30 protein-coding genes are annotated in these 25,749 nt (G+C 67.5%); 7 read left to right on the top strand and 23 right to left on the bottom strand.

Going from position 1 to position 25,749, the window contains the following annotated elements; translation table 11 throughout:
• Positions 1 to 5: 5 nt before the first annotated feature.
• From OOB33_RS09735 to argB, 16 genes are all read right to left on the bottom strand, one after another.
• Positions 6 to 1,148: an efflux RND transporter periplasmic adaptor subunit gene (locus OOB33_RS09735; RefSeq protein WP_271008506.1), complete on the bottom strand. Its 1,143-nt coding sequence runs from the start codon at positions 1,146 to 1,148 to the stop codon at positions 6 to 8.
• Between the two features lie 62 nt (positions 1,149 to 1,210).
• On the bottom strand, positions 1,211 to 2,680 hold the full coding sequence (locus OOB33_RS09730) for an efflux transporter outer membrane subunit (RefSeq protein WP_271008505.1): 1,470 nt from the start codon (positions 2,678 to 2,680) through the stop codon (positions 1,211 to 1,213).
• A gap of 17 nt (positions 2,681 to 2,697) precedes the next feature.
• Positions 2,698 to 3,414: a CerR family C-terminal domain-containing protein gene (locus OOB33_RS09725; RefSeq protein WP_271008504.1), complete on the bottom strand. Its 717-nt coding sequence runs from the start codon at positions 3,412 to 3,414 to the stop codon at positions 2,698 to 2,700.
• A 795-nt stretch (positions 3,415 to 4,209) separates the two neighbouring features.
• Complete coding sequence (gene tatC, locus OOB33_RS09720; protein ID WP_171829211.1) at positions 4,210 to 4,995, bottom strand: twin-arginine translocase subunit TatC; 786 nt, start codon at positions 4,993 to 4,995, stop codon at positions 4,210 to 4,212.
• Positions 4,992 to 5,471 carry a Sec-independent protein translocase protein TatB gene (gene tatB, locus OOB33_RS09715; RefSeq protein ID WP_271008503.1) on the bottom strand — a complete coding sequence of 160 codons (480 nt, stop codon included), beginning with the start codon at positions 5,469 to 5,471 and terminating at the stop codon, positions 4,992 to 4,994. Before tatB ends, tatC begins: the two co-directional genes overlap by 4 nt.
• A gap of 79 nt (positions 5,472 to 5,550) precedes the next feature.
• A complete protein-coding gene (gene tatA, locus OOB33_RS09710; protein ID WP_102767757.1) occupies positions 5,551 to 5,793 on the bottom strand; it encodes a Sec-independent protein translocase subunit TatA in 243 nt (80 codons plus the stop codon).
• A gap of 76 nt (positions 5,794 to 5,869) precedes the next feature.
• Positions 5,870 to 6,217: a histidine triad nucleotide-binding protein gene (locus OOB33_RS09705; protein ID WP_271008502.1), complete on the bottom strand. Its 348-nt coding sequence runs from the start codon at positions 6,215 to 6,217 to the stop codon at positions 5,870 to 5,872.
• 70 nt (positions 6,218 to 6,287) lie between these two features.
• A complete protein-coding gene (locus OOB33_RS09700) occupies positions 6,288 to 6,683 on the bottom strand; it encodes a DUF4870 family protein (protein WP_102767759.1) in 396 nt (131 codons plus the stop codon).
• Positions 6,676 to 7,050, bottom strand: coding sequence for a phosphoribosyl-ATP diphosphatase (locus tag OOB33_RS09695; protein ID WP_271008501.1), 375 nt, complete (start codon positions 7,048 to 7,050; stop codon positions 6,676 to 6,678). Before OOB33_RS09695 ends, OOB33_RS09700 begins: the two co-directional genes overlap by 8 nt.
• Positions 7,047 to 7,442 (bottom strand): phosphoribosyl-AMP cyclohydrolase, encoded by a 396-nt coding sequence (gene hisI, locus OOB33_RS09690; RefSeq protein ID WP_102767761.1) that lies wholly within the window; start codon positions 7,440 to 7,442, stop codon positions 7,047 to 7,049. Before hisI ends, OOB33_RS09695 begins: the two co-directional genes overlap by 4 nt.
• A gap of 26 nt (positions 7,443 to 7,468) precedes the next feature.
• Positions 7,469 to 7,936: an NUDIX domain-containing protein gene (locus OOB33_RS09685; RefSeq protein WP_271008500.1), complete on the bottom strand. Its 468-nt coding sequence runs from the start codon at positions 7,934 to 7,936 to the stop codon at positions 7,469 to 7,471.
• On the bottom strand, positions 7,929 to 8,879 hold the full coding sequence (locus OOB33_RS09680; RefSeq protein WP_271008499.1) for an ATP-binding protein: 951 nt from the start codon (positions 8,877 to 8,879) through the stop codon (positions 7,929 to 7,931). Before OOB33_RS09680 ends, OOB33_RS09685 begins: the two co-directional genes overlap by 8 nt.
• Before the next feature lie 65 nt (positions 8,880 to 8,944).
• Positions 8,945 to 9,616, bottom strand: coding sequence for a nucleoid occlusion factor SlmA (gene slmA, locus OOB33_RS09675; protein ID WP_102767764.1), 672 nt, complete (start codon positions 9,614 to 9,616; stop codon positions 8,945 to 8,947).
• Between the two features lie 148 nt (positions 9,617 to 9,764).
• A complete protein-coding gene (locus OOB33_RS09670; RefSeq protein ID WP_102769585.1) occupies positions 9,765 to 10,460 on the bottom strand; it encodes a response regulator in 696 nt (231 codons plus the stop codon).
• A 172-nt stretch (positions 10,461 to 10,632) separates the two neighbouring features.
• Positions 10,633 to 11,322: a pyrimidine 5'-nucleotidase gene (locus tag OOB33_RS09665; protein WP_271008498.1), complete on the bottom strand. Its 690-nt coding sequence runs from the start codon at positions 11,320 to 11,322 to the stop codon at positions 10,633 to 10,635.
• A 144-nt stretch (positions 11,323 to 11,466) separates the two neighbouring features.
• Positions 11,467 to 12,384 (bottom strand): acetylglutamate kinase, encoded by a 918-nt coding sequence (gene argB, locus OOB33_RS09660; RefSeq protein WP_171829219.1) that lies wholly within the window; start codon positions 12,382 to 12,384, stop codon positions 11,467 to 11,469.
• 105 nt (positions 12,385 to 12,489) lie between these two features.
• Here argB and OOB33_RS09655 point away from each other — a divergent pair, with 105 nt between their 5' ends.
• From OOB33_RS09655 to OOB33_RS09640, 4 genes are read left to right on the top strand one after another with little or no spacing between them, the layout of a single operon-like run.
• Positions 12,490 to 13,401, top strand: coding sequence for a cation diffusion facilitator family transporter (locus tag OOB33_RS09655; RefSeq protein WP_271008497.1), 912 nt, complete (start codon positions 12,490 to 12,492; stop codon positions 13,399 to 13,401).
• Positions 13,398 to 13,838, top strand: a complete 441-nt coding sequence (gene dtd / locus OOB33_RS09650) for a D-aminoacyl-tRNA deacylase (RefSeq protein WP_271008496.1) — start codon at positions 13,398 to 13,400, stop codon at positions 13,836 to 13,838. The genes OOB33_RS09655 and dtd overlap by 4 nt, the downstream gene beginning before the upstream one ends.
• 20 nt (positions 13,839 to 13,858) lie before the next feature.
• Positions 13,859 to 14,329, top strand: a complete 471-nt coding sequence (locus tag OOB33_RS09645) for a (2Fe-2S)-binding protein (RefSeq protein ID WP_271008495.1) — start codon at positions 13,859 to 13,861, stop codon at positions 14,327 to 14,329.
• A complete protein-coding gene (locus OOB33_RS09640; RefSeq protein WP_271008494.1) occupies positions 14,326 to 16,587 on the top strand; it encodes a xanthine dehydrogenase family protein molybdopterin-binding subunit in 2,262 nt (753 codons plus the stop codon). The genes OOB33_RS09645 and OOB33_RS09640 overlap by 4 nt, the downstream gene beginning before the upstream one ends.
• Before the next feature lie 12 nt (positions 16,588 to 16,599).
• Here the strand turns inward: OOB33_RS09640 and OOB33_RS09635 are convergent, their stop codons facing one another.
• Genes OOB33_RS09635 through OOB33_RS09625 form a run of 3 tightly spaced genes read right to left on the bottom strand, consistent with a single transcriptional unit; the run spans position 16,600 to position 18,658 of the window.
• Positions 16,600 to 17,274, bottom strand: coding sequence for a tellurite resistance TerB family protein (locus tag OOB33_RS09635; RefSeq protein ID WP_271008493.1), 675 nt, complete (start codon positions 17,272 to 17,274; stop codon positions 16,600 to 16,602).
• 38 nt (positions 17,275 to 17,312) lie between these two features.
• A complete protein-coding gene (gene htpX, locus OOB33_RS09630; protein ID WP_271008492.1) occupies positions 17,313 to 18,188 on the bottom strand; it encodes a protease HtpX in 876 nt (291 codons plus the stop codon).
• Between the two features lie 44 nt (positions 18,189 to 18,232).
• Positions 18,233 to 18,658 carry a hypothetical protein gene (locus tag OOB33_RS09625; RefSeq protein WP_271008491.1) on the bottom strand — a complete coding sequence of 142 codons (426 nt, stop codon included), beginning with the start codon at positions 18,656 to 18,658 and terminating at the stop codon, positions 18,233 to 18,235.
• A 129-nt stretch (positions 18,659 to 18,787) separates the two neighbouring features.
• Between OOB33_RS09625 and OOB33_RS09620 the strand changes: the two genes are divergently transcribed.
• The 3 genes from OOB33_RS09620 (at position 18,788) to OOB33_RS09610 (ending at position 21,838) form a co-directional block, all read left to right on the top strand.
• The gene (locus OOB33_RS09620; RefSeq protein ID WP_271008490.1) at positions 18,788 to 19,675 is read left to right on the top strand and encodes a LysR family transcriptional regulator; all 888 of its coding nucleotides are present in this window, start codon (positions 18,788 to 18,790) and stop codon (positions 19,673 to 19,675) included.
• Between the two features lie 67 nt (positions 19,676 to 19,742).
• Positions 19,743 to 20,405, top strand: coding sequence for a response regulator (locus OOB33_RS09615; protein ID WP_271008489.1), 663 nt, complete (start codon positions 19,743 to 19,745; stop codon positions 20,403 to 20,405).
• Positions 20,402 to 21,838 carry a sensor histidine kinase gene (locus OOB33_RS09610; RefSeq protein WP_271008488.1) on the top strand — a complete coding sequence of 479 codons (1,437 nt, stop codon included), beginning with the start codon at positions 20,402 to 20,404 and terminating at the stop codon, positions 21,836 to 21,838. The genes OOB33_RS09615 and OOB33_RS09610 overlap by 4 nt, the downstream gene beginning before the upstream one ends.
• Before the next feature lie 7 nt (positions 21,839 to 21,845).
• Here the strand turns inward: OOB33_RS09610 and OOB33_RS09605 are convergent, their stop codons facing one another.
• From OOB33_RS09605 to OOB33_RS09590, 4 genes are all read right to left on the bottom strand, one after another.
• A complete protein-coding gene (locus tag OOB33_RS09605) occupies positions 21,846 to 22,838 on the bottom strand; it encodes an alpha/beta hydrolase (RefSeq protein WP_271008487.1) in 993 nt (330 codons plus the stop codon).
• A 207-nt stretch (positions 22,839 to 23,045) separates the two neighbouring features.
• A complete protein-coding gene (locus tag OOB33_RS09600) occupies positions 23,046 to 24,026 on the bottom strand; it encodes a tripartite tricarboxylate transporter substrate-binding protein (RefSeq protein ID WP_102767778.1) in 981 nt (326 codons plus the stop codon).
• A gap of 99 nt (positions 24,027 to 24,125) precedes the next feature.
• Positions 24,126 to 25,448 carry a phenylacetate--CoA ligase family protein gene (locus OOB33_RS09595; RefSeq protein WP_271008486.1) on the bottom strand — a complete coding sequence of 441 codons (1,323 nt, stop codon included), beginning with the start codon at positions 25,446 to 25,448 and terminating at the stop codon, positions 24,126 to 24,128.
• Positions 25,445 to 25,744 carry a hypothetical protein gene (locus OOB33_RS09590; RefSeq protein ID WP_171829232.1) on the bottom strand — a complete coding sequence of 100 codons (300 nt, stop codon included), beginning with the start codon at positions 25,742 to 25,744 and terminating at the stop codon, positions 25,445 to 25,447. The genes OOB33_RS09595 and OOB33_RS09590 overlap by 4 nt, the downstream gene beginning before the upstream one ends.
• Between the last annotated feature and the right edge of the window lie 5 nt (positions 25,745 to 25,749).

The raw sequence follows: 25,749 nt of genomic DNA, 5'->3' as shown, positions 1-25,749 counted from the left end.
CGGGCTTAGGGCTTGGCCGCGGGAGCCGAGGCGGCCACCACACGCACGCTGTCGCCATCGCTGAGGAAGCTGACCCCGCTCTGCACCACGGCCGCACCCGGCTCCAGGCCGCCGAGCAGCTCGACCCGATCGCCGTTGCGGCGACCGGTACTGACCTTGATCTGCTGCACCTTCTGATCCTTGCCGACGCGGAAGACATAGCTGTTGCCATCACGCAGCTGCACAGCGGACTGCGGCAGGCTCAGCGCCTGGCCGCGACCGAGCTGGATCTCGCCACGCGCAAAGCTGCCGGCACGCAGCTGCGCCGCGCCGGGGCCGCTCAGGTCCACATAGACCAGGCCCATGCGGGTTTGCGCATCGACCGTGGGCGCCACCACCCGCACCTTGCCCGGCACCTTGCTGCCATCGGCGGCCGCCAGCTGCACCGGCAGGCCGGGGCGCACCCGGGCCAGATCGGCGGCAGGCAGCTCGGCGCGCCATTCCAGGCGGCCCTGGCGGATCAGATGGAACAGCTCCTGACCCGGCTGCACCACCCCACCCACCGTGGCCAGGCGGGCCGAGATGATGCCTTCATCGGGCGCGATGATGCGGGTCTGGGCCAGGCGCAGCTCGTCGCTGGCCACCCTAGCCTGGGCGGAGTCGAGCCGGGCCTTGGCCGTCTGCTCGGCGGTCAGGTACTGGGCCAGCTGCTGGGCGCTCAAGGCGCCGCTGCCTCCGGCCTGCAGGGCGCGGGCGCGCTCGGCATCGCCCTGGGCGCTTTGCAGCAGGGCCTGAGCTTCGGCCGCGGCGGCGCGGCTCTGAGCCAGCTCGGCACGCACGGTGGCATCCGAGAGCTGGGCCAGCAGCTGGCCGCGCTTGATCCGGTCACCCACCTGCACCTTCACATCGGCCAGGCGCAGGCCGGCAATCTCGGCGCCGATGATGGCCTCCTGCCAGGCGGTGACGCTGCCGTGGGCGCTCAGCGTTTGCTCCCATTCAGCGCTGCTGGCCTGGGTCAGCTGCACGGTCAGGGCCGGGCGCGATTTGGTCGAGGGCGACGCGCTGGCCGTGGCATCTGCGGCCAGGGCCGGCATGGATTGCAACAGGTTCAGGCTCAGCAGCAAGCCCAGCACGGGGGCAACAGAAAAGGTCGAGATGGAGCGATTCATGGACAGTGGACTCGCGGGCAAAAAAGAGGTGTGGTCGTTCTTGAGCTTCGGGCGCGCAGGCTTCATGCAGCATCCCCGGAGCTCTTCTTCAGGGCCGGCGAAGCGGCCTGGCCATCCCAACCGGCGCCGGTCGCTCGGCACAGGGCCACCCAGGCGCTCAGGCCCTCGCGTTGCAGCTGCACCAGAGCGGAATCGGCGCCCAGGCTCAGGCGCCGGGCGTCTTCAAGCTCGGCCGCGCTGGCCAGGCCCGCGCGCCAGCGCCGCTCGGTCGCCTGCAGGCTTTGGCGGTAGCCGGCGGCTGCACGTTCAGCCAATGCTTCGCGAGCACGCGCGGCGTCCAGGCGCACCAGGCCTTCTTCGACTTCGCGCACGGCTTGCAGCACGCTTTGACGGTGTCCGGCCAGGGCCTCGTCATAGCGCGCCAGCGCGCCTTGCGCCTGTGCCTTGCGCGCGCCGCCGTCGAACAGGGGCAGGCTCAGGCTGGGCCCGAAGGACCAGCCACGGCCTTCATCGCTGCCGCCAGCGATGCGCAAGTTCGCGAGCGAAATACTGCCGCTCAGCTGCAGCTGCGGATAACGCGCGGCTTCAGCAGCGCCCCGCTCGGCCCAGGCGGCCAGCACCTGCTGTTGGCTGGCCGCCAGATCGGGGCGACGGGCCAGGGCCTCGGCCGGCACCGAAGCCACGGCCAGGCCCAGGCCTGCGATGGCCGGCAGCTGCGCGGCACCGGGCTGCAGAGCCTGACGCAAGGCCCCCTCCTCCATCGCCGTCAACGCCACCAGGCCCTTGACGGCCAGCTCGCACTCGGCCTGCTGGGCCAGGGCCAGATTGGCCGCATTGGCCGCCGCGGCTTGCAAGAGCGCCTCATTGGCGGCCGATTCAAAACCGACTCGCAGGCGCTCGGCGGCAAACCGCGCCAGCTGTGCAGTGGCCGCGGCATCGGCCTGAGCGATCTGCGCCAGACGTTCGCAGCTGCGCAGGTTCAGGTAGGCCTGAGCCACTTCTGCGGCCAGGCTCAAGCGTGCGGCCTGTGCATCGAGCTCGCTGGCCTGGAGTCGTGCCTGCGCGGCCGAGGCCTGCTGGCGCACGCGAGCGAAGAGATCGATTTCCCAGCTGCTGTCCAGGCTCACGGAGGACAGGGTCTGGGTCGGGCTGCCGCTGGGCTGGGCAGGCCGGCCGCGCTGGGCCAGGCCGTTGGCGTTGAGCTGCGGCAGCTGGGCGCTGCCGGCCTGCTGCGACAGCGCCCGGGCCTGCTGCACGCGGGCCAGCACCTGCTGCAGGCTGGGGTTGGCGCTCTCGGCCTGGGCTTGCAGCTGCAAGAGCACGCTGTCGTTCAGCCGCTGCCAAACCATGGCCCCGGCTTCGGCTGCCAGGGCCGGGCCCTGCGGCGCATGCCAGCGGCTGGCCTCAGGCATCAGCTGCTTGGGCAGCTCGGGCGGCGGAGCCAGGCTGCTGCAGGCACTCAGGACCGCCAGCGCGGTCATCGACAGGGCCAGGCGCAAGCCGGGCATGACGGAGATCTCTTGTGCTCTCATCCTCACCTTCACGATCGTCATGTTTTGCGTACTTTTCGAGATGTCTGCGGATTCAGGTTTGCGGCAGATGCCTTGGCAGCCGCTTGACGCAGCGCCCGTTCGTGTTCGATCAACGCTTCGCCGTACCCCACCAGGCGGCCCAGCACCCGCTCATAAGCGCCGGGGCTGCGCACCATGCCCGGTACCATGGCCTCCATATGGTCCGCCGACATCCAGTAGTCCTGGGCCAGGGCAACCAAGCCGAAGGCCAGTTGGTGCAGCTCGGTGTCGATTTCCTGCGCGCCACATCGCAGCGCCAGCATCTGCACCAACTCGGTGTGGCGCGGCGCGATGTATTCGGCACAGATCTCCTGATACACCGCGCTGGGCTCGATCATTTCGCGCCCGCACAGACGGAGCAGGCTGGCCAAGGCCTCCTCATCCAGTTGCAAGGGTTGCAGAAATGCGCCGTAAAAGCTTTCCAGCCACTCGCGCAAGGGAACACTGGCATCGGCCTCCGGGATACGGGCGATCACATCGGCCACGGGCCGCATCATCACCTCGCGATACAAACCCAGCTTGTCCCCGAAGTAATAGGCGATCAAGCCGATGTTCGCCCCGGCCGCCAGGGCAATCTCCCGCGTGCTGGCCTTGTCGAAGCCTTTGATCGCGAAAATCCGGCTGGCTTCGGTCAATAGCCTCTCCCGACGGCCGGGTCCTTCCTCGCTCTGATTCGCTTTGTTTGATTTGGACATGGCAGGCATGATAGTCAATTTAATCAATCGATTGATTAAACAATTCTGAATAGCCCCTGTGCACGAATGGAGAGGCGGCAGACGCCCAAACAGGTCCTCGAATCAAGGTTGTGCTGCTGCAAACGGCACGAAGCAGCCTTTGGTTTTGCTCGTGAGGCCCTGCAGCCCGTGCCGCCACCGGGCTCATGGTTCCGGGGTCGGCCCTGACGGGCCGACTTCCCTGCGCTTCTCGCGCCTCGGGGCTGGCGCATAACTCACTTCGCTCCCTGCGTTCGCTGCGTTCAGACAGAAGCGCCAAGTCAGAACTTGAAGCGCACGAGTACGTGCGCGCCCCGAGGCGTTGTGCTGCTCGGCCCGGCACAAATCGCCCGGCAGCGGCACGGGCTGCAGGGCGCTTGCATCGCGGTCGACGTGCCTCATCCACGGTGGAACACGCCGAATCCGGAGGTGGCTCGGCCCGCCGATGGGCGATTTGTGCGCGGCCGAGCGCGCAGCGGAGCGGCTCAGGCGCGCGTACCCGCGCGCTTCAAGAACTGACTCGGCGCCACTGTTTGACCACAGTGAGCGCAGCGAGCGAAGGGAGTTTGGCGCCGCTGAGCCGCGCAGTGAGCACCGAGGGGAGTCGGCTCAAAGAGCCGACCCGCGAACCATGAGCCCGGCGGCGGGCCGAGCCACCGCAGCGTGAGCGATCAGCGCAAGGGACGACCGCAAAGTGCCGAATTCAGCCACTGCACAGACATGCAGCAGCAAAGAAAAAGCGCTCCGGAGAGCGCTTTCTTGGCAAATCCAATCCGATCAAGATGTCCCTTCCGGACTGTCCGGCGCCTTGGAGTAGCGGATGAAGTAGCTGGCGGCGAACAGGCCCAACTCGTACAGGATGCACATGGGAATGGCCAAGGCCAGCTGCGAGACCACATCGGGCGGGGTGATCACGGCGGCGATCACGAAGGCCAGGACGATGAAGTACTGGCGGAAATCGCGCAGCTTCTCCACCGAGACCAGGCCCATGCGAGCCAGCACCACCACCACCACGGGCACCTCGAAGGCGGCGCCGAAGGCAATGAACATGGACATCACGAAACTCAGGTACGCCTCGATGTCAGGCGACGCGGTGATGCTCTTGGGCGCAAAGCTCTGGATGAACTTGAACACCTGGCCGAACACGAAGAAATAGCAGAACGCCACGCCCACCATGAACAGCAAGGTGCTGGAGAACACCAGAGGCAGGACCAAACGTTTCTCATGGGAATACAGGCCCGGCGCCACAAAGGCCCAGACCTGGTACAGCACGATCGGCAAAGCCACCAGGAAGGCAGCCAGCAAGGTGATCTTCAAGGGCACCAGGAAGGGCGAGATGACGTTGGTGGCGATCAGGGTCGTGCCTTTGGGCAGCTGCGCCACCAAGGGTGCGGCCAGCAAGTCATACAGGGCAGCCGGGCCGGGATAGAAGGCCAGAAGACCGAACACCACCAGCACCGCCAAACTGGCCTTGACCAGACGGTCGCGCAGCTCGATCAGGTGGGAGACAAAAGGCTGCTCGGTGCCCGCGAGTTCATCCTCGGGCTTGTGGGAATCGGTCATGGAAATCGGCGGGCAGGACTGGGGCGGAAACGCGCCACACGGGCGGCACCGGACTGAGCATGGCGGCGCACGCCTTGGCGTTGCTTGTACCACTGCGGGGTCGCGCCGCGCTTGACCCGCCAGTTCTTCTTCGGATGTCGGTAGCTAGGCAGGCCGGACTCAGCGTCTGTGGATCCGATGTTGCGGCCACTGACATCGGCCCAGGTCTGGTCAAAGGCTTGGGTGGCGGAGTTGATCTCCTGCTGCACCGTGTCCTGCACCTCCCGCGCTGCCGTCTCCATTTCGGTGCGCATCTTCTTGAGTTCTTCCAGCTCCATGGAGCGGTTGACCTCCGCCTTGACGTCGGACACATAGCGCTGCGCCTTGCCGATCAAATGGCCGATAGTCCGCGCCACGCGCGGCAGGCGCTCGGGGCCGATGACGATCAGAGCCACACCACCGATCAGGGCGAGCTTGTCAAATCCAAAGTCAATCATGCGAGTCGCAGGCGCTCAAAAGGCCTGCGTGAAATGGAGAGCAAGACGAAAAACAAACCAGAGCGTGGCGCGTCAAGGCTCAAGACTTGGTCTTGGCTTCGACGTCGACCGTGTTGGCGTCGTTCGCCTTGGCGGCGTTGGCGACTTGCTGCGCAGGCGCGGCGGCGGTGGCATCGCTGCCGGCGCCATCCTTCATGCCGTCCTTGAAGCCCTTGACGGCCGAACCCAGATCGGAACCCACGTTCTTCAGCTTCTTGGTGCCGAAGACCACAATCACGATCAGCAGCACGATGAGCCAGTGCCAGATGCTGAAAGAACCCATTATTTTTCTCCTGAGATGGAAGCTGTCATTCTAGTTGGCGCACATGACAGTTCTGCGAGCGCGGCTTTGGCCGGGCTCAGCCCTTGGACCAGGGGCGCGGCCCGCCCATGACATGCATGTGCAGGTGGTAGACCTCTTGGCCGCCATCGGCGCCCGTGTTGATGACAGTTCGAAAACCATTTGTGACACCCAGCTCGCGCATCAATTTTGGCGCCAGCACTGTCATACGACCCAGCACCTCGGCATGCGAATCGGTCGCCTCTGCCAGAGAGGACAGGTGCTGCTTGGGGATCAAAAGGATGTGTACCGGGGCCCAGGGATGGATGTCATGAAAGGCCAGGATGTGCTCATCTTCATAGACCTTGCGGCTGGGAATCTGGCCGGCGACGATCTTGCAGAACAGGCAGTTGGGATCGTGTGACATGGTTGTAAGCAAACTCGAAAAACGAAAAACGGGCTGACAAAAACCTGGAACCCCGCGAGGCCTGGGCCCCTCAGACGATGCTGCGAGCCGCGTTCATGGCCAGCCAACCTCGGACGACACGGTACAGGAACCAGATCGACACCAGCGCCCAGGCGATCCAGCCCGGCACCACCAGCAACAACCACAAGGGCGAGGTCAGCAGATAGAAAAAGCCGGCCCAGGCCACCGAACGCAGGCGCCAGCTGAAATGGCTGGCTTGCCAGCTGCCGGCCGCGTCATCGCGCTTGATCAGGTCGATGGCCACGGCCACCAGCAAGAGCAGCACACTGGCCTGTACCCCGGGCAAGACGGCCCCGACCGCCACCACGGTATGCAAGAGGTAGCTGATCAAGCCGACGGTGCGCAGGCTCTGCTCCCGTTGAGGATCGAGCAGCACCGTGGCATCGTTCTGTGTGTCCTCAGTCATTGGGTTCCTCCTCGGCCTTGGATTTCTGGCCCCGAGCCGCAAACTCCTGCAGGCCCGACAGACCTTCACGACGCGCCAACTCGTTCAGCACATCGGCCGGCTTCAGTCCAAAGGCCGAGAGCGCAATGATGGAGTGGAACCAAAGATCAGCGACCTCATAGACCACCTTCTGCGCATCGCCATCCTTGGCGGCCATGACGGTTTCGGTGGCCTCTTCGCCAACCTTTTTCAAGATGGCATCCAGGCCCTTGTCGAAAAGTTTGGCCACATAGCTGGTGGCCGGGTCGCCGCCGTTGGCGGGCTTGCGCGACTCGATCACGGCGGCCAGCTTGGCCAGGACGTCATTGCCTTGCGAGGACGGGTTCATTTGTAAATCCGCTCCGGGTCCTTGAGCACGGCGTCCGCCGCCACCCAGGCCCCCTTGTCAAAACGTTGGAAGAAACAGCTGTGGCGCCCGGTGTGGCAGGCGATGCCGGGGGTGTGCCCGTTCTGCGTGATCTTGAGCAGCAGCACATCGTTGTCACAGTCCAGGCGCATCTCATGCACGGTCTGGGTGTGGCCGGATTCCTCGCCCTTGTGCCAGAACTTCTGGCGCGAACGGCTCCAGTACACCGCCTCGCCCTGGGCGGCCGTGCGGCGCAAGGCCTCGCGGTTCATCCAGGCGAACATCAGCACATCGCCGCTGTCGCGCTCCTGCGCGATCACGGGCAGCAGCCCGTCGGCATCCCATTTGATTTGATCCAGCCAGTCGTCAGTCATGCGCAGCAGTGTAGTGGCGGGCCGGCTCAGACCTGGTGCGTGGGGCCGATGTGCGAACGCTCGGCGGCAAACCAGTCCAGCACCGGAATCGTGCCCGGCAGCACCGGCCGCACCTCGACCGGCAGCGCCTGCCAGGCCATGGTCTGCTGCTCGCGCATCTGGAACTCGCCCTGCCAGTCGAAGACCTTGCAGAAATGCAGGCGCACGCGGGCATGGGGGTAGTCCATCACCAGCTCTTGCCAAGGTTGGGCCGCACCGATGGTGATGCCCAGTTCTTCTTGCAACTCGCGGCGCAGGGCTTGCTCCACCGTCTCGCCGGCCTCCAGCTTGCCGCCCGGGAATTCCCAGTAACCGGCGTAGACCTTGCCCTCAGGGCGCGAAGTCAGCAGGAAGCGCCCTTCCCGGCCTTGCGCATCGCGCTCGACCAAAACGCCCACGGCCACCTCGACCGGCACGCGGTCGGTGGGCGCCATTCCGGTCAGGGACTCAGACATGATCCAGGCCCTCCGGTGCATGGCCCGCAATCACGGCCGGTGCCTCCTGGGCCGGCGCGCCGCGCCCGGCCAGATCGCGCGCAAACTGGGCCGCCACCCGGCCCGAGCGCGAACCGCGCTCCAGCGCCCAGACCAGGGCCGGCTGGCGCGCCGCGGCAATCTGCGCCTCGTCCAGGCCGTAGTAACGCAACCATTGCGCGGCAATCGCCAGGTACTCGTCCTGGCTGAAGGGGTAGAAGCTCAGCCACAGGCCGAAACGCTCGGACAGAGAGATCTTTTCCTCCACCGCCTCGCCCGGGTGCACCTCGCCATCATCGGTATGGCGGTAACCCAGGTTGTCGCGCATCTGCTCGGGCAGCAGGTGGCGGCGGTTGCTGGTGGCGTAGATCAGCACGTTGTCGCTGGCGGCGGCGATGGAGCCATCCAGCATGGACTTGAGCGCCTTGTAGCCCAGCTCGCCTTCGTCGAAGCTGAGGTCGTCGCAGAAGATCACAAAACGCTCGGGCCGCTCGGCGACCAGGTCGACGAGATCCGGCAGGTCGACGAGGTCGTTCTTGTCCACCTCGATCAGGCGCAAGCCCTGCGGCGCGTATTCGTTGAGTACGGCCTTGATCAGCGAACTCTTACCTGTGCCGCGCGCGCCGGTCAGCAGCACATTGTTGGCCGGCCGGCCCTGCACAAACTGTTCGGTGTTCTGACGCAGGCGAGCTTTTTGCGGCTCGACCTCCAGCAAATCATCGAGTTGGATGCTGGCGGCATGGCGCACCGGCTCCAGCACCGGCGCGCCGCGTCGGCGGCGGTAGCGGAAGGCCGCAGCGGCCTGCCAGTCGGGCGCGGCCAAGGACTGAGGCAAGACGGCCTCCAGCCGACCCAGCAGCGCTTCGGCGCGGCTGAGCAGGCGGTTCAAGGGGCTGTCCGGAGAGAGCGAATCGAGCAGAGACATGCGGGCAGTTTAAGGGCGCGCCGCGGCCGCCCCGGCTGCCAGCGCCTTCGCGCCCCAACCTCAACTCAGCGCGCCAACATGCGCAGCGCCGCTTCCATCTGCTCGATCGGGCTGCGCTTGAAGCCCGAGCGGGCATAGCGCTGCAGGCGGCCGATGATGAAGCTGACCAGCACCGAGGCTTGGGCATTGGCCTCCACCGTCGGCGTGCTACTGCCATTGGCCTCGGCAGCAGCGCGCAAGACCTGGCGCAGCGAGCTCTCGATGCGATCAAAGAACTGGTTCATGCGCGCGACCAGGCGCTCGTTCTCGTAGACCAGGGCATCGCCCACCATCACCCGGGTCATGCCGGGGTTGCGCTCGCCGAACTGCAAGAGCACGGCGACGATTTTTTGAGCCTGGGCGGTGCCCGAACCTTCGCGCTCGATGATCTGGTTGACCAGCGAAAAGACGCTGCCCTCGATGAACTCGATCAGGCCCTCGAACATCTGCGCCTTGCTGGCGAAATGGCGGTACAGCGCCGCTTCGCTGACCTCGAGCTTGGCCGCCAGGGCCGCGGTGGTGACGCGGTCGGCACCGGGCTGCTCCAGCATGCCGGCCAGGGTCTGCAGGATCTGCACGCGCCGCTCGCCCGGGCGGGGCCGCTTGCGGGCCGGCGGGGCGGCAGTCACGGGATCGGAGGATTCGGCCGATGGCGCATCGACGGGCACGGCAGTGGATTCGGGCACGGAGGCTGACATCGGTCGATTGCTTGAAAGAAGTGGCCGGCCGCTGAGGGCCGCAAGAGCAGACGGTACGGCAGAGAAATCAGCGATCCGGGCCTGCTTGCACCCAGCGCGCGGCCGATTCTGGCACAGCCCGGGGCCGCTCCTGATGTCAGCGCCGCGCTCAGTCGCGCAGCCAGCCCAGGCGTCGTGCTTCGTAGATCGCCTCCACCTTGGATCGCACATGGAGCTTGCGGTACACCCGCTTCACATAGGTCATCACCGTGTGCGGCGAGACCTGCATGAACTTGGCGATTTCGTCGAAGGTGAAGCCCTTGGCGGCCAGGTGCAGGACCTTGGATTCCTGCTCGGACAGGGCCACCGCGTCTTCGTCCGAGGCCGGCGGGTGGTGGGCCGATCCGGCCGTCGCCGAGGCCGCGGCACCTTGCGGCAGGGCCGGCGCCAGGCGCAGCAACAGGCGGCGGGCGATGACCGGGCTGATCGGGCTGCCGCCGGCGCGCAGGCAGCGCAGCTGCTCCGGCAAGTCCAGGGCCAGGGAATCCTTGAGCAGGTAGCCGGTGGCGCCGGCCTCGATGCTGGACAGCACATGCTGCTCGTCACCGAACACCGAGATCACCATGACCTCGCACTGTGGCCGGGTCTGGGCGGCGTGGCGGATCAGCTCGATGCCGCTGCCGCCGGGCAGGTCCAGGTCCACCAGCAGCACATCGGGCAGCAGGCGGTCGAACAGGCTGCGGCCCTGGGCCAGGTCGGTGGCGATGCCCACCAGCTTGATGTCCGACACCGAAGCCAGGGAGCGGGTGAAGGCATCGCGGAAACTGAGCTGGTCTTCGACGATCAGGACAGAGAAATTGGGCATGGAAGATCCGGGTTGCGCCGAACCATTCTGCACGCCCTCGCCCGCCGCGGCCAATGCGGCAAGCCCCTAGGGCTGGGCCGCCTCACATCCCACATCCTTGGGATAGGCAAGCCAGCCAGACATGACGCCGGATTCCAGCGGCATGCACGAGGAGCAGCGCCGGGGCGACGCTTCAGCGAAGCAGGGTTTGCAGGCTGCGCACCCGACGGTCGACATAGCCCGGGCGGCGGCGCAGCGGCTGCTGTGCGCCCGGCTCGGTGGCGGCGCGCTTCAGCCAGCGCTGCATCCAGACCGTGGACATGCCCACGCGGCGCGCCGCTTTTTGGTGCACCAAAGTATCTTCCACCAGAATGCATTGGCCGGGCTGCAGTTTCAAACGCGCCAGCAGGTGGCGGAACATGCGCGCATCCGGCTTGGGCCGCAGCTGGCCGAACATGCGCATCTGCTCCACCGCGATCACGGCCTCAAAGTCGCGCGCCATGCCCAAGGTGTGCAGCACGCGCAAGGCATAGTCCAGCGGCGCATTGGTCAGCAGGAACTTGCGCCCGGGCAGGCGGCGCAAGGCGGCCAGGTCATGGGCATGGCTGTGCAAGCCCGGCTCCATGCCCGGCAGCGCATGCGTTTCGGCCAGGAAATGCGCGGCCGACACGCCGTGGTGGCGAACCAGGCCCAGCAGCGTGGCGCCGTAACGGTGCCAGTACCGCGAACGCAGCTCAGCGGCCTGATCGCCTGGCACCCCCAGGTGGCGGACGATGTACTCGTTCATCGCCACATTGAGCGCCCCGAACACATGGGCCGAGGCGTTGTGCAAGGTGTTGTCGAGGTCGAAGAACCAGACCTGGGGCGCGCGGCGCTCGTTCACGACACAGCTGAGTGGTTCAAGCACAGTGCGACCGGATCATGGCAAGTCTTCCCTTCGGTCAGATGCGGAACAAGCCTTCGGTCTCAGTGAGACCGAATCATTGCAAGTCTTCCCTTCGGTCAGACGCGGAACAAGCCTTCGGTCTCAGTGAGACCGAATCATTGTTCCGTAAGCCTGATCCGACAGGATCTCGAGCAACATCGCATGCGGCACGCGGCCGTCGATGATGTGGACCGCGTTGACGCCGCTCTTGGCCGCGTCGATGGCGCCGGCGATCTTGGGGATCATGCCGCCGCTGATGGTGCCGTCGGCCACCAGCTCGTCGATGCGGCGCGGGGTCAGCTCGGTCAGCAGCTGGCCTTCCTTGTCCAGCACGCCGCGGATATTGGTCAGCATCAAGAGCTTTTCAGCACGCAGCACGGTGGCCAGCTTGGCCGCCACCACATCGGCGTTGATGTTGTAGCTCTCGTTGTGCTCGCCAAAACCAATGGGGCTGACCACGGGGATGAACTGGTCGTCCTGCAAGGCCTTGACCACGCTGGGGTCGATGGAGACGATGTCGCCGACCTGGCCGATGTCGTGCTCCTTGCTCGGATCGTCCTTGTCCTGAATCATCAGCTTCTTGGCGCGGATCAGGCCACCGTCGCGGCCGGTCAGGCCCACGGCCTTGCCACCGGCGGCATTGATCAGGCCCACCACGTCCTGCTGCACCTCACCGGCCAGCACCCACTCGACCACATCCATGGTCTCCTGGTCGGTGACGCGCATGCCCTGGATGAAATGGCCCTTCTTGCCCAGCTTGCTCAGCAGGCCTTCAATCTGCGGGCCGCCGCCGTGCACCACCACCGGGTTCAAGCCCACCAGCTTGAGCAGCACCACATCCTCGGCGAAGTCTTTCTGCAACTCCGGGTCGGTCATGGCGTTGCCGCCGTATTTGATGACGATGGTCTTGCCGTGGTACTTGCGGATGTAGGGCAGCGCCTGAGACAGGATCTCGGCCTTCTCGCGCGGGGCAATATGGGCCACATCGGTGCTGGAGGTGGCGGTCGTGTCGTTCGTCATGGCGGCGGGCGCTCGGCAGGCAGGGGTTGAAACTGGCGCGATTGTAGGTTTGAAGCGCCGCACCATTCAGCCGCGCTTCAGCGGAAGCCCGCCACAATGCGGGCCATGCAAGTCGCCTCCTACCTGAAGCTGTCCATCGCCGTTGCCCTGGTGACCATCGCCCTGAAAACCGGCGCCTGGTGGTGGACCGATTCCGTCAGCCTGGCCGCCGATGCGCTGGAATCCCTGGTCAACCTGGCCGGCGCCATCTTCGCCCTGGCCATGGTCACGGTGGCGGCCAAGCCGCCGGATGCCGAGCATCCATTTGGCCACCACAAGGCCGAATATTTCTCCAGCGGCTTTGAAGGCGTGCTCATCATCGCCGCCGGCCTGGGCATCATCTGGGCCTCGGTTCACCGCCTGCTGGACCCGCAGCCGGTCGAGGGCCTGGGCCTGGGCGTGGCCCTGGCGGTGATCAGCTCGGCCTTGAACGGCGGCCTGGCCTGGGCCATGCTGAAGAAGGCGCGCGAGCACCGCTCCATGGCCCTGGAGGCCGATGCACGACACCTGTTCACCGATGTCTGGACCTCGGCAGGCGTGATGCTGGGCCTGCTCGGTGTCATGCTGACCGGCTGGCAGTGGCTGGACCCGCTGCTGGCCGCCGCCGTGGCCCTCAACATCTTGCGCGAGGGCGTGCACCTGGTCTGGAAGTCCAGCCACGGCCTGATGGACCCGGCCCTGGACCCCGAAGAGCGGCAGGCCGTGCAAGCGGTGCTGGACCGCTTCGCCCAGGCCCAGCACATCCGCTTTGACCACATCGCCAGCCGCAGCGCCGGCCAGCGCCGCTACATCGACCTGCACATGCACATGCCCGCCAGCTGGAGCCTGGGCCAGGCCGCGGCCGAGCGCAATGCGCTGGAGCGCGCGCTGATGGACGCCGTGCCCGGCTTGCGCGCCAGCATCCAGCTGCTGCCCAGCGATGTGGAAGCACATTTTGATGACCCACAAGATGAAAGCCAGATGGAGTTGAAGCCATGATCGCCGTGCTGCAACGCGTGCAACACGCCCAGGTGGAAGTGGAAGGCCACATCACCGGCGCCATCGGACCGGGTCTGCTGATGCTGGTCTGCGCCGAGCCGGGCGACAGCGAGGCGCAGGTCGACAAGCTGATTGCCAAGGTGCTCAAGCTGCGCGTCTTCAGTGACGAGGCCGGCAAGATGAACCGCAGCGTGCAAGACATCGCCGGCGGCCTGCTGATCGTCTCGCAGTTCACCCTGGCCGCCGATTGCAGCAGCGGCAACCGCCCCAGCTTCACCGGCGCGGCCGGCGCCGAGCAGGGGCGGCGCTTGTATGACCACTGCCTGCAAGCCGCACGGCGCCTGCACCCCCGGGTGGAAGCCGGCGAGTTCGGCGCCGACATGAAGGTCAGCCTGCTCAATGACGGGCCAGTGACCATCCCGATCACGATTCGCTGATCCTCCCTGGAGTCTCCCCTATGAGCATCTCCTTGAACGTCAACGGCCAGGACCTACGGTTGGACATCGAGCCCGAAACGCCCCTGCTCTGGGTGCTGCGTGACGAGCTGGGCCTGACCGGCACGAAATTTGGCTGCGGCGTGGCCAGCTGCGGCGCCTGCACCGTGAGCGTGGACGGCGTGGCCACCCGCTCCTGCGTGATGCCCATTTCGGCCCTCGAAGGCACCAAGATCCGCACCATAGAGGCCGAGCCCGACCGCATCACCGCCGCCCTGCAAGCGGCCTGGGTGCAGCTGCAGGTGCCGCAATGCGGCTACTGCCAGAGCGGCATGATCATGGCCGCGGCCGCGCTGCTGCGCAGCAATGCCAAGCCCAGTGATGCCGACATCGACGCCGGCATCAACAACCTCTGCCGCTGCGGCACCTACCAGCGCATTCGAGCGGGCATCCATCTGGCCGCCCAGCAACTGAACGGGAGTGCCTCCGCATGAAGCGCCGCGGCTTTCTGATTGCCGGTGGCTTGCTGGGCGGTGGCGTGCTGCTCGGCATGGGCTTGACCACGGCGCCCTCGCCCGCCTCTCGCCTGGGTGACAAAGCCCAGCTGCCGACCGAGCCGGGCCAGGTCGCGCTGAACGGCTGGGTCAAGATCCTGCCGGACGGCCGGGTCATCGTCGCCTCACCGCGCGCCGAGATGGGCCAAGGCGTGCACTCGGCCCTGGCCATGCTGGTGGCCGAGGAGCTGGACGCCGACTGGAAGCAGGTCAGCACCGAACAAGCACCGCTGGCGCAGATTTACGCCAACACGGCGGTGATGGTGAATGTCCTGCCCTTCAGCGCTGACGATGACAGCCTGCTGGCGAACCTGGCCCGGCGCTCCATGCAGCGCGTCGGCTACCTGCTGAGCCTGCAGATCACCGGCGGCTCCTCCAGCATCCGCGATGCCTGGGAGCCCCTGCGCCTGGCCGGTGCCACCGCGCGGGCCATGCTGCTCGATGCCGCAGCACAGCGCTGGAACGTGACACCGGAAAGCTGCCAGGTGCAAGCCGGGGTGGTTCGCCACCCGGCCAGCGGGCGCCAGGCCGGCTTTGGCGAGCTGGCGCCGGACGCCGCCCGGATCAGCCCGCGGCAAGACCTGACCCTCAAAACCCCGAGCCAGTTCCGCCTGATCGGCAAGCCCATGCCGCGCACCGACATTCCGGCCAAGGTCAATGGCCAGGCGCAGTTCGGCATCGACATGCGGCCCGACGGGCTGCTCTACGCCGCCATCCGCCACTGCCCGGTGCTGGGCGGCAAGGTCCACAAGCTCGAAAGCGCCGCAGCCAAGGCCCGCCGTGGCGTGGCCGATGTGATCGTGCTGCAGGAACGCGCGGTGGTGGTGCTGGCCGATCGCTACTGGCGCGCCAAGCAGGCGCTCGATGCGCTCGACATCGAGTGGAACGAAGGCCCCAACGCCCAACTCGATTCCGCTCAGATCGACCGTCAGCTCAAGCAGGCATTGGACAGCAAGGACAAGGGCAGCGGCTTCCGCCAGCTTGGCGACGCCGAGGCCGCTTTGCAGCAGGCCGAGCACCAGTTGGACGCGCTCTATCGAGCCCCGTTCCTGGCCCACGCCGCCATGGAGCCGATCAACTGCACGGCCCAGTTCAAGGGCGGCCATTTGACGGTATGGTGCGGCACACAGGTGGCATCACTGGCACGCTGGAAGGCCGCCCAGGTGGCCGGCGTCGACAGCGACCATGTGACGCTGCATGTGCCCCTGCTCGGTGGCGGCTTCGGCCGCCGCCTGGAGCTGGACATGGTCGAAGAGACGGTGCTGCTGGCCATGCAGGCCCAAGGCCGGCCGGTCAAGCTCGTGTGGTCGCGCGAGGAGGACATGCAGCACGATATGTACCGCCCCGTCGCCATGGCCAGCTTCAGCGCCGCGCTCGATGCGCAAGGCCACCCCCAGGCCTGGCTGAACCGCGTGGCCGCACCGTCCATCGGCCTGGCCACGACCGAGCGCCTGCTGCCCTCGATGGCGGCGGACTCGCCCGACAAGAACCAGATCGAAGGCGCTTTCGACCTGCCCTACGCCATACCGAACCTGAGCGTGCGCCAGCTGCGGGTGAAAACACCGGTGCCGATTGGCTCCTGGCGCAGCGTCGGCCATTCCTACAACGCCTTCTTCACCGAGGGCTTCATCGACGAACTGGCCCACGCCGCAAAAAAAGACCCCTTCGAGTTCCGCCGCGCCCTGCTGGTTGACAAGCCGCGCCACCGCGCGGTGCTGGAGCTGGCCGCGGCCAAGGCCGGCTGGGGTCAGCCCTTGCCGGCGGGACGGGCCCGCGGCATCGCCGTGCATGAGAGCTTTGGCTCCTGGTGTGCCCAGGTGGCCGAGGTGTCGCTGCAGGATGGGCAGCCGCGGGTGCATCGAGTGGTCTGCGCCCTCGACTGCGGCGTGGTCGTCAACCCCGACACGGTCGAAGCCCAGATGCAGGGCTCCATCGTCTACGGCCTGTCCGCCGCCTTGTTCGGCCAGATCACGCTGAAAAACGGCCGCATCGAACAAAGCAATTTCCCCGACTACGAGGCCGTGCGCCTGGCACAGATGCCGCATATCGAGGTGCACATCGTGCCCAGCAGCGCGGCGCCGGGTGGAGTCGGTGAGCCGGGCACGCCGCCGATCGCGCCGGCCGTGGTCAACGCCTTGTTTGCACTGACCGGCCGGCGGATTCGCGAGCTGCCGCTGCGGCCCGAGCTGTTCGCCTGAGCACGCCGCCGCTCAGCTCACAAGGGCCTGGGCTTCAAGCTCGGCTTTCAAGCCGGAAGGCAGGCGCAGCTGGCGCGCCAATTCGTCGAGGTAGGCCCGTTCCATGAAGCTGGTTTCGTCGGCCACCAGCAGACTGGCCAGGTACATCTCGGCAGCCAGCTCCGGGCTGCTGGCAGCCTGCGCCACCTGAGCCGGATCCAGCGGGCGCGCGAGTTCGGCCTCCATCCACTGGCGCAGGGCCGGTTCGGCCTGCAGGCGCTGCAACTCGGTCTCCAGCAGACCGCGCTCCCGGGCATCGAGATGGCCGTCGGCCTTGGCCGCCCCGATCATGGCCTGCAGCAAGGCCCGGCCATGCTGCTCCTGGGGCGCCGGGTTCTGCGATGGGGCGGCCAAGGCTGCCGGTTGCGCTGCAGGCGGCTGTTGCTGCTGCCCTTGTTGGGCCTGCTGAGCCTGCCAGGACTGGTAGGCCTTGTACGCCACCGCGCCCAGGGCCGCAAGGCTGCCGTATTTGAGCGCCTTGCCACCAAAGCTGCGGCCGCGCTTGCTGCCCAGCAGCAGACCCAGCGCACCGCCCGCCGCGGCGCCGCCGCCGATCTGCCCCCAATCCGGCCCTCGGCCGCCACTCTTGCCGTCCAGCAGGCTCAGGCCCGACTTGAACAGCTGTTCCAGCATATGTTGTGCGCTCATGGTGCTTGATCCTTGAAACCAGATGGATGGGTGATGACTCAGACCGATTGCTGCAGGCGGGCGATGCGCTGCTCCATCGGCGGGTGGCTGGAGAACAGCGCCAGCATGCCGCCGGGGCGCGAGCTGATGCCCATGGCCTGCATGGCCTTGGGCATCTCGCCCGGGTCCAGGCCGCCCAGGCGCGCCAGGGCATTGACCATGGGCTGCTTGCGACCCATCAGCTGGGCGGCGCCGGCATCGGCACGGAACTCGCGCTGGCGCGAGAACCAGGCCACGATCAGGGCCGCGACCACACCGAGCAGCAGGTCCATCACCAGGGTGGTGACGTAATAGCCGATGCCGGGGCCGTCGTTCTGGTTGCGCAAGACGATCTTGTCGACGAAGTAACCCACGATGCGCGAGAGGAAGACCACAAAGGTGTTCATGACGCCCTGGATCAGCGCCATGGTCACCATATCGCCGTTGGCCACATGGGCCACCTCGTGGCCGATCACCGCCTCCACTTCTTCGCGCGTCATGGACTGCAGCAGGCCGGTGGACACCGCCACCAGGGCCGAGTTCTTGAAGGCGCCGGTGGCGAAGGCATTGGGCGCACCCTCGTAGATGCCGACCTCGGGCGTGGCGATGCCGGCTTTCTCGGCGAAGCGCTCCACCGTGGTCACCAGCCAGATGTGGGTGGTGTCGTTCGACTGGTTGATGATCTGCACGCCCGTGGTCCATTTGGCCATGGGCTTGCTGATCAAGAGCGAGATGAAGGCGCCGCCAAAGCCCATCACCAGGGCAAAGCCCAGCAGCGTGGTCAAGTCCAGCCCGTTGGCATGCAAGAAGCGGTTCAGCCCGAGCAGGTGGACCGCCAGGCCCAACACCAGCATGACGCCGAGGTTGGTCAATAGAAACAAGGCAATGCGTTTCATGGTCTCAGTCCTCCAAATTCAGATGTGATGCAGTCCGGTGCACTTCAAGCCGAAGGCAACGAACGCGGCGGGGCCAAGCTGGCCGCCTTGCTCTGCATCAGCTTGAGCAAAAGGCTCAAGCCGCCACCGAGCAGCAGGAGCAAGAACATGCCCAGACCCCAGCCCACCCAGATCAAGGGCGAGAGCCATTCACCGAGCACGGGCATGGCCTCCAGCACCGCCTTGAGCAGGGGCGCGAACAGATCCACAAACTCGGCCAGGCCTTGCAGCAAGCCCTCGGGCACCCAGGGCGCCAGCCAGGCCGGCAAATGCAGGTCGGACAGGCGGGCACCCAGGGTGGGCAACCCTTCCGCTTGCGAGCCCAGGGCGGTCACGGTCCACACCGCCAGGCTGTGAAAGGCCCAGCTGGCCAGCGACCAGAGCGCAGCCAGCAGCCCCACCATCAACCAGGTCAACAGGTAATAGGCCATCGTCTTCCCCCTTCTTGTCCGAAACACAGATGGCTGCATTCTCCGCCGCGCCACACTTCCAAACAAGCAGCGCTGGCATACGATTCACTTCTGTTTTTCGGAAGTCAACAGATTGAGCGCGGAGGCTCCATGCTGAATTTCAGGCACTTGCACTACTTCTGGGTCGTGGCCCAGGAAGGCGGCTTTGCGCGCGCCGCGGAACGGCTGAACATGGCCATCCAGACCATCAGCACCCAGGTGCGCGAGCTGGAGAGATCGCTCGGGCACCAGCTGCTCAAGCCCGCCGGCCGCGGCGTGGCTTTGACCGAGGCGGGCCAGACCGCGTTTGCGCGCGCCGAAGAAATCTTCCGCCTCGGCAGCCTGATCCCGGAAGAGGTGCGCCAGGCGGCGCAAGGCCCGGCGGCCCGACTGGCCGTGGGCCTGAGCGACGGCATCTCCAAACTGGCCGCCCACGCCCTGCTCGCGCCGGTGCTGGGCACCGAGTCCCTGCGCCTGCTCTGCCACGAGGGCGAGGTCGACCCGCTGCTGGCTGAGCTGGCCATGCACAAGCTGGACCTGGTGCTGGCCGGGCGGCCGGCGCCGCACAAGCCGGGGCTGCGCCTGAGCAGCGAGCTGCTGGTGCAGGCGCCGGTCGATTGGTATGGGCCGAAGACCCTGGTGCATGCGGCCGAGCTGCGCGAGTTCCCGCTCTGCCTGAACCGCCTGCCGGTGCTGCTGCCCACGGCGCACTCGGCCCTGCGCGGCACGCTCGATCACTGGTTTGCCGAACAGGGGCTGCTGCCCAACATCGTCGGCGAGTTCGAGGACAGCGCCCTGATGGCCGTGTTCGCCTCGCGCGGCCTGGGTGTGTTCCCGGTCAGCCGCCTCGGCGGTGAAGACCTGGAACGCATGCATGGCCTGCGCCTGCTGGGCCATGTCGAGGAGGTGAAGGAAGAGATCCACGCCATCCGCTCGCGCCGTGGCCAGCACCACCCGCTGGTGCTGCAGCTGCTGGACGCGGCCCGCCGGGCGCCTTGATCGGCTCGCCCCGCCTGCGGTTTGTCCCGAGGCGGGCCGCGCAGGGGCATGGGGACAATGCCGCGCCATGCATGTCTTGATCGTGGAAGATGATCTGGAGCTGGGCCGGGCCTTGCAGCAGGTGCTGCAGACCGAGGGCTTCAGCAGCCAGTGGCTGCGCCGCGCGGCCGACGCCCCCCAGGCCGTGGAGCTCGCTGATTACGCCTGCGTGCTGCTCGACCTGAGCCTGCCGGACGGCAGCGGCTTCGACCTGCTCACCCGCTGGCGCCGCGGCGGCGCGCTGACGCCGGTGCTCTTGATCACAGCCCGCTCGGGTCTGGATGAGCGTCTGCGCGGCCTGGACGGCGGCGCCGACGACTACCTGGTCAAACCCTTTGCCATGCCCGAGCTGCTCTCGCGCATGCGGGCGGTGCAGCGGCGCTATGCCCAGCAGGCCAGCGAACTCTGGCGCATCGGCGATCTGGAAATCTCGCCCGGCGCGCGCACGGCCCGCGTGGGCGGGCAGGCGCTGGAGCTGTCACCGCGCGAGTTCAACATCCTGCTGGAGCTGGCGCGCGAACCCGGCCGGGCCGTGGCCAAGGGCGCCCTGGCCCAGCGCCTGGAGCCGCTGGGCGAAGCGCTGGAGTTCAGCGCGCTGGAGGTGCACATGTCCAATCTGCGCAAGAAGATCGGGCCCGAGCGCATCCGCACCCTGCGCGGCGTGGGCTACCGCCTGGAACGGCCGGAATGAGCGGGCCGGGCAGCCTGCGAGCCCGCTGGCTCGGGCCCAGCCTGACGCGGCGGCTGATCGCCTCCCTGCTGCTGGCCTTTGTGCTGGTCTGGGCCGCCCTGCTGCTGCTCTACTGGCAGCGCTGGGCCCAGGGCCGCGAGGCCCGTCTGCAGCAGACCGTGGACCAGGTGCTGGCCCAGTTGCGCCCCGAGCACAGCGCCGCCGAGGTCGCCCTGCGCCTGCGCAGCATCGACGAGCTCTCGCAACAGGAGCTTCAGGATGCCGGCCAGAGCACCCGGGCCGGCTTCATCCTGCGCGACCGCCGGCTGCCGGACGATGCGCCACCGGTGTACGTGGCCGAGCGCCTGCACGAGCTGCCGGGCCTGAGCTGGCAGCTGAGCCCTGGCCGCTGCAGCATGCCCGGCCAGGACTGCCTGCTGCGCAGCCGCAGCAACGCCCGTTGGGCGCTGCACCGCATCAGCCTGCCGATGAGCGACCGGCAGATCTTTGCCGGCATCCACCAGGCCTTGCTGCCCCTGCTGCTGCTGGCCTTTCCATTGATCCTGCTGCCGCTATGGCTGGCGGTGACGCGCGGCCTCGCGCCACTGAACCGGCTCAGCCGCGAGCTGCGCCAGCGTCGGCCGGAGGACCTGAGCCCCCTGCCCCCGGCTCTGCAGCAAGCCCTGCGCCACCGCGAGCTGCAGCCCCTGGTGCAGGCCTTGCAAAGCCTGCTGGGCCGCTTGCGCGGCCATCTGGAGCGTGAACGCGCCTTCCTCGACGACGCCGCGCATGAGCTGCGCACGCCCATGGCCTGGATCAGCGCCCAGGCCCATGTGCTGCGCCGCGCCGAAGACGCTGGCGCGCGCGAGCAGGCAGGTCGGCAGCTCGACGCCGCCGTGGCGCGCGCCTCGCACCTGGTGGAGCAATTGCTGGCCCTGGCCCGCATGGAGGCGGCCTCGGCGCCGGTGCCGCAAGACCTGGACCTGGCCGAGTGGCTGCGCGAACAGCTGCTCACCTTTCTGCCCGAGGCCGAGCGCTCGGGCATCGAGCTGAGCCTGGATGCCCCTGAGCACTTGCCCTGGCGGGTGGAGCCGCAGGCGCTGGCCTCCATCGTCGGCAACCTGATCGGCAACGCGCTGCGCTACGCCGGCCGCGGCGCCCAGCTGGAACTGCAGCTGCTGCACGATCCGGCTCAACCGGATGTGCTGGAGCTGTGGGTCAAGGACGATGGCCCCGGCATCCCGCCCGAGGCCCAGGGCCGGCTGTTCCAGCGCTTTCAGCGTGGCCCGGAGGGCTCGACCCCGGTGGAGGGCGCCGGCCTCGGCCTGGCCATCGTCCAGCAAGCCTGCCTGCGCCTCGGCGCCTCGCTGAGCCTGCTCAGCCCGCGGCCGGAGCTGAAACCGCCGCGAGGCTGCGCCTTTGGAGTGCGCCTGCCGATGGCTTCGCGGGCTTGAGCTCGGCTCAGCGCCCGGCGCCGGTGGAGGCTCCTGTGGGGGCGCCAGTGCTGCCGGCCACCTGCCGCACCAGTTCGCAGTACGCCGGCTGGGCAGGCCCCTGTCGGATCAGCCCGGCATGGCTGGCCCCGGGCAGCTCGACCCAGCGCTTGTGCTCGCCACCGGGCAGAGCCTCGAAGACCGCGAGGCCCAGCTCGGCCGGCGTGGTCTCATCCCGCCCCCCGGCCAGCACCAGGGTTGGGCCGCGGTAGGCGGCCAGGGCCTGGCGGTTGTCGATGCGCTCCAGGCCCTCGCTGATTTCCAGCTTGAGCAGGGGCGCCAGCAGGCCGGCACGGCGCCGCACGGCATGCTCGGCCGTGGCGCGCGGGCTGGGGGCGGCGCCGGACAGAATCAGGCCGTCCACCGGGCGCGCCTGGGCCACCTGGCCGGCCATGAAGCTGCCCAGGGAATAACCGTGAACCAGCACGGGGCCGGCACCGGCCGGCTGCTGGGCCCGAACATGGTCGCGCACATGGTCATACAGGCGCAGCGCGTCGGCCGTCAGCGTCTCGACCTTGGGCTCACCGCCGCTGCGGCCATAGCCGCGGTAGTCGAACATCCAGACATTGACCGGGCAGCCGGCCAGGGCGTCCAACACGGCGTCGCCGCCATCGTCGATGTGGAAGAGATTGCCACCGAAGTACAGCACGGTGGCCAGGGCATCGGGGCGCTGCAGGCTCAGGCCTTGCAGCAGCACCGGCGCAGCGTCGGCGCTGGCGCTCGGCACGCTCAGGCTTTGCGGCAGCAGGCGCACGGCCGGGTTCTCGCGCGACAGCGCGGTCGACTGCAAGGTGCTGCGTGCCTGAAAGCCGCTGACGCGGTCGGGCTTGATGAACTCCTGGTCGCCCAGCCGCAGGGTCTGGCAGGCGGCCAGAGGCAGCAGGCAGGCGGCAGCCAGGCCCAGACGCAGAGCCAGGGCGGCGAGATGGGAGACGGCTTGGGCAGGGGGTGTGAATCGCATCGCATGAAGACCGGGGCCGATGGAGGCGGCGCCGGGCGGTCGCTGTGGTTGAAGACAGCAGCGATTCTTTGCGGCCAAGCTTTAGGCCAGCCAAAGATGGCAACGCCCGCGCACCTGGCTGACGGACCCAAAGAAAAAGAGCCCGGCAAGCCGGGCTCAGGGGCTCAGACGCAGGGCGCGTCTGCGGGCTTCCTCGCGATCAAATCATCAATCTGCGTACTGGCCGGCCGCCTTGATGATGGGGCCCCATTTGTTGATTTCGGATTCGACAAACTTCTTGTGCTCGGCGCCGTTGACGCGGTTGTCAGTGACGATGACCGCACCCAGGGCTTCCTGGCGCTTGTGGAAATCGGCATCGGCCAGGGCCACCTTCAGGGCCGCGGCCAGCTTTTCCAGCACCGGCTTGGGCGTGCCCTTGGGGGCGTAGACGCCGTGCCAAATGTTGACGCTGAAGCCCTTGAGCCCCATTTCATCGAGCGTGGGCAGCTTGGCCAGCGCGGGCGCGGTCAGGCGCTTGCTGCTGGTGACGGCATAGGCCTTGACCTTGCCGCCCTCGATCTGGCTGGTGGTGTTGGTGGTCTGGTCGCACATCAGGTCGATCTGGCCGCCCAGCAGGTCGGTCATGGCCGGGCCGGTGCCCTTGTAGGGCACGGTGGTCATGTCGATCTTGATGGTACTCTGGTACAGCAGGCCGCACAGGTGCGAGGCCGAACCCAGGCCGGCGTTGCCGAGGTTGACCTTGCCCTTGTTGGCATCCAGCCATTTGGCCAGCTCGGCATAGCTGTTCGCCGGCATCGAGGGCTTGGCGATCAGGGTCATGGGCACTTCGTTGATCAAGCCCAGGTACTCGAAATCGTCGAGCGTCTTGTACTGCATATTGCGGTACAGGGCCGGCGAGGTGGCCATGCCGATGTGGTGCAGCAGCAAGGTGTAGCCATCGGGTGCGGCCTTGGCCACCTTGGTGGCGCCCAGCGTGCCGCCGGCACCGCCGACGTTTTCGATCACGATGGTGGCGCCCAGGGGCTTGCGCAGGGCCTCGGCCAGGTCGCGCGCCACCTTGTCGGTGGGGCCGCCGGCCGAGAAGGGCACAACGATGTTGACGGGCTTCTCAGGGTAGTTGGCGAGGGCGGCGCCCGAGGCCAGGGTCAGCAGACTCAGGGTCAGCAGGGGCAATGCAGTCTTCTTCATGTCAACAGTCCTCGAATGGCGAGTGGGAGGACTGTGATCCTAGGCGGCAGGCCCAAGCCGGAGACAGCGGGAACTACGTAATCCGCCGGAGCGCGAGCTTCAGTCGATTGTTCGGGCGTCTTCGATCACACGCCCATCATTGGGCAAGCTGCCCGGCGGCAGCAGCTCCACCTCGGCGCGCAGCTTGGTGATGTCGCGCAGGGCAGCGGCCAGCTGCTCGCTCAGGCCCTCGCGCGGCACGGCCTCGGGCAGCTCTAGCTTCAGGGTCAGGCGGTCCTGCGCCATCTCACCCTCGACCACCAGGCGCGCCCGGCCGGCCTGGGGGAAGCGGCGCTGCAGCTCGGCCAGCTGCGAGGCATGGATGAACATGCCGCGCACCTTGGCCGACTGATCGGCCCGGCCCAGCCAGCCGCGGATGCGCTGGTTGCTGCGCCCGGTCGGGCAGGTCCCGGGCAGGATGGCCGAGAGATCGCCGGTGCCAAAGCGGATCAGCGGGTAGTCGGGATTGAGCGTGGTGACGACCAGCTCGCCAACCTCGCCCTCGGCCACCGGCTCGCTGCCACCCGGGCGGACGATCTCGACGATGATGCCTTCGGCCAGCACCAGGCCTTCGCGCGCTGCGGTCTCGTAAGCGACCAGGCCCAGGTCGGCCGTGGCATAGCACTGGTAGCCGGCCACGCCGCGCTCGGCCAGCCAGTCGCGCAGGCTGTTCGGGAAGGCCTCGCCGCTGAGCAAAGCGCGCTGCAGGGAATCGAGGCGCAAGCCGCTCTCGGCCGCCTTGTCGAGCAGGATCTTCAAGAAACTGGGCGTGCCGACATAGGCCTGCGGCCGCAGATCGCGCATGGCCTGCAGCTGCAGCTCGGTGTTGCCGACGCCGCCGGGGAAGACCGTGCAGCCCAGGGCATGGGCGCCGCCCTCCATCATGGCGCCAGCGGGGGTCAGGTGGTAGCTGAAGCTGTTGTGCACCAGGTCGCCCGCGCGCAGGCCGGCGGCGAACAGGGCACGGGCGACGCGCCAATAATCGGGCGCGCGGCCCTCAGGCTCGTACAAGCCACCCGGGGACTGAAACACGCGGCCGGCACCGGCGCTGCGCAGGCAGCCTCGCCAGCCAATGGCCGAGAAGCCGCCCAAGGCTTCGTGGGGCTCATGGGCTACGCCGACTGCCGTGCCCTGCCCTTCGCGCAAAGCCAGCTGGCGCGCGGCCAGCTCGGACTTGCGGATCACGGGCAGGCGGGCCAGGGCTGCGCGGTCGCCCACCTCGGCCGGCTCCACGCCGGCCAGCAGATCGGCATAGGCGGCGGTGTGCGCTTTGGCATGGCTGAGCTGCAGACGCAGAGCGGCAAAGAGCTGGGCTTCGCGATCGGCGGGGTCGCGGGTTTCCAGCGCGTCGAAGAAAGCGTCCGAGGGGGCCGCGGCGCTCATGGTGTTTCGTCCGTCCAGCGGTTCAGGCGGCGCTTGACCTCGTCCAGCAGGCTGCGCACCTCGGCCGCATTCTTGCAATGCCGCGCCTCCCACTCGGGGCTGCGCGCCGGGCGTTTGACCAGACGGGCCAGCAGCTGGCCGTCCTGCGCACTCAACTCCAGCACCGGCTGGCCTTGCAGCCAGAAGCTGTCGCCGCGGGCCTCCAGCGCACGCAGGTCGCGCAGATTGCGCTTGAGGGTGAGCAAGGCCTCCTCGGGCCTGAAGGGCGGTAGGGCGAAGAAGGCGTCTTCGTTCATGGCCG

Source organism: Paucibacter sp. B51, from assembly GCF_027863535.1.
Classification (GTDB): Bacteria; Pseudomonadota; Gammaproteobacteria; order Burkholderiales; family Burkholderiaceae_C; genus Paucibacter_A; species Paucibacter_A aquatilis.
The sequence above is the reverse complement of the archived record's forward strand: the minus strand, read 5'-3'. Positions and strand labels throughout refer to the sequence as shown.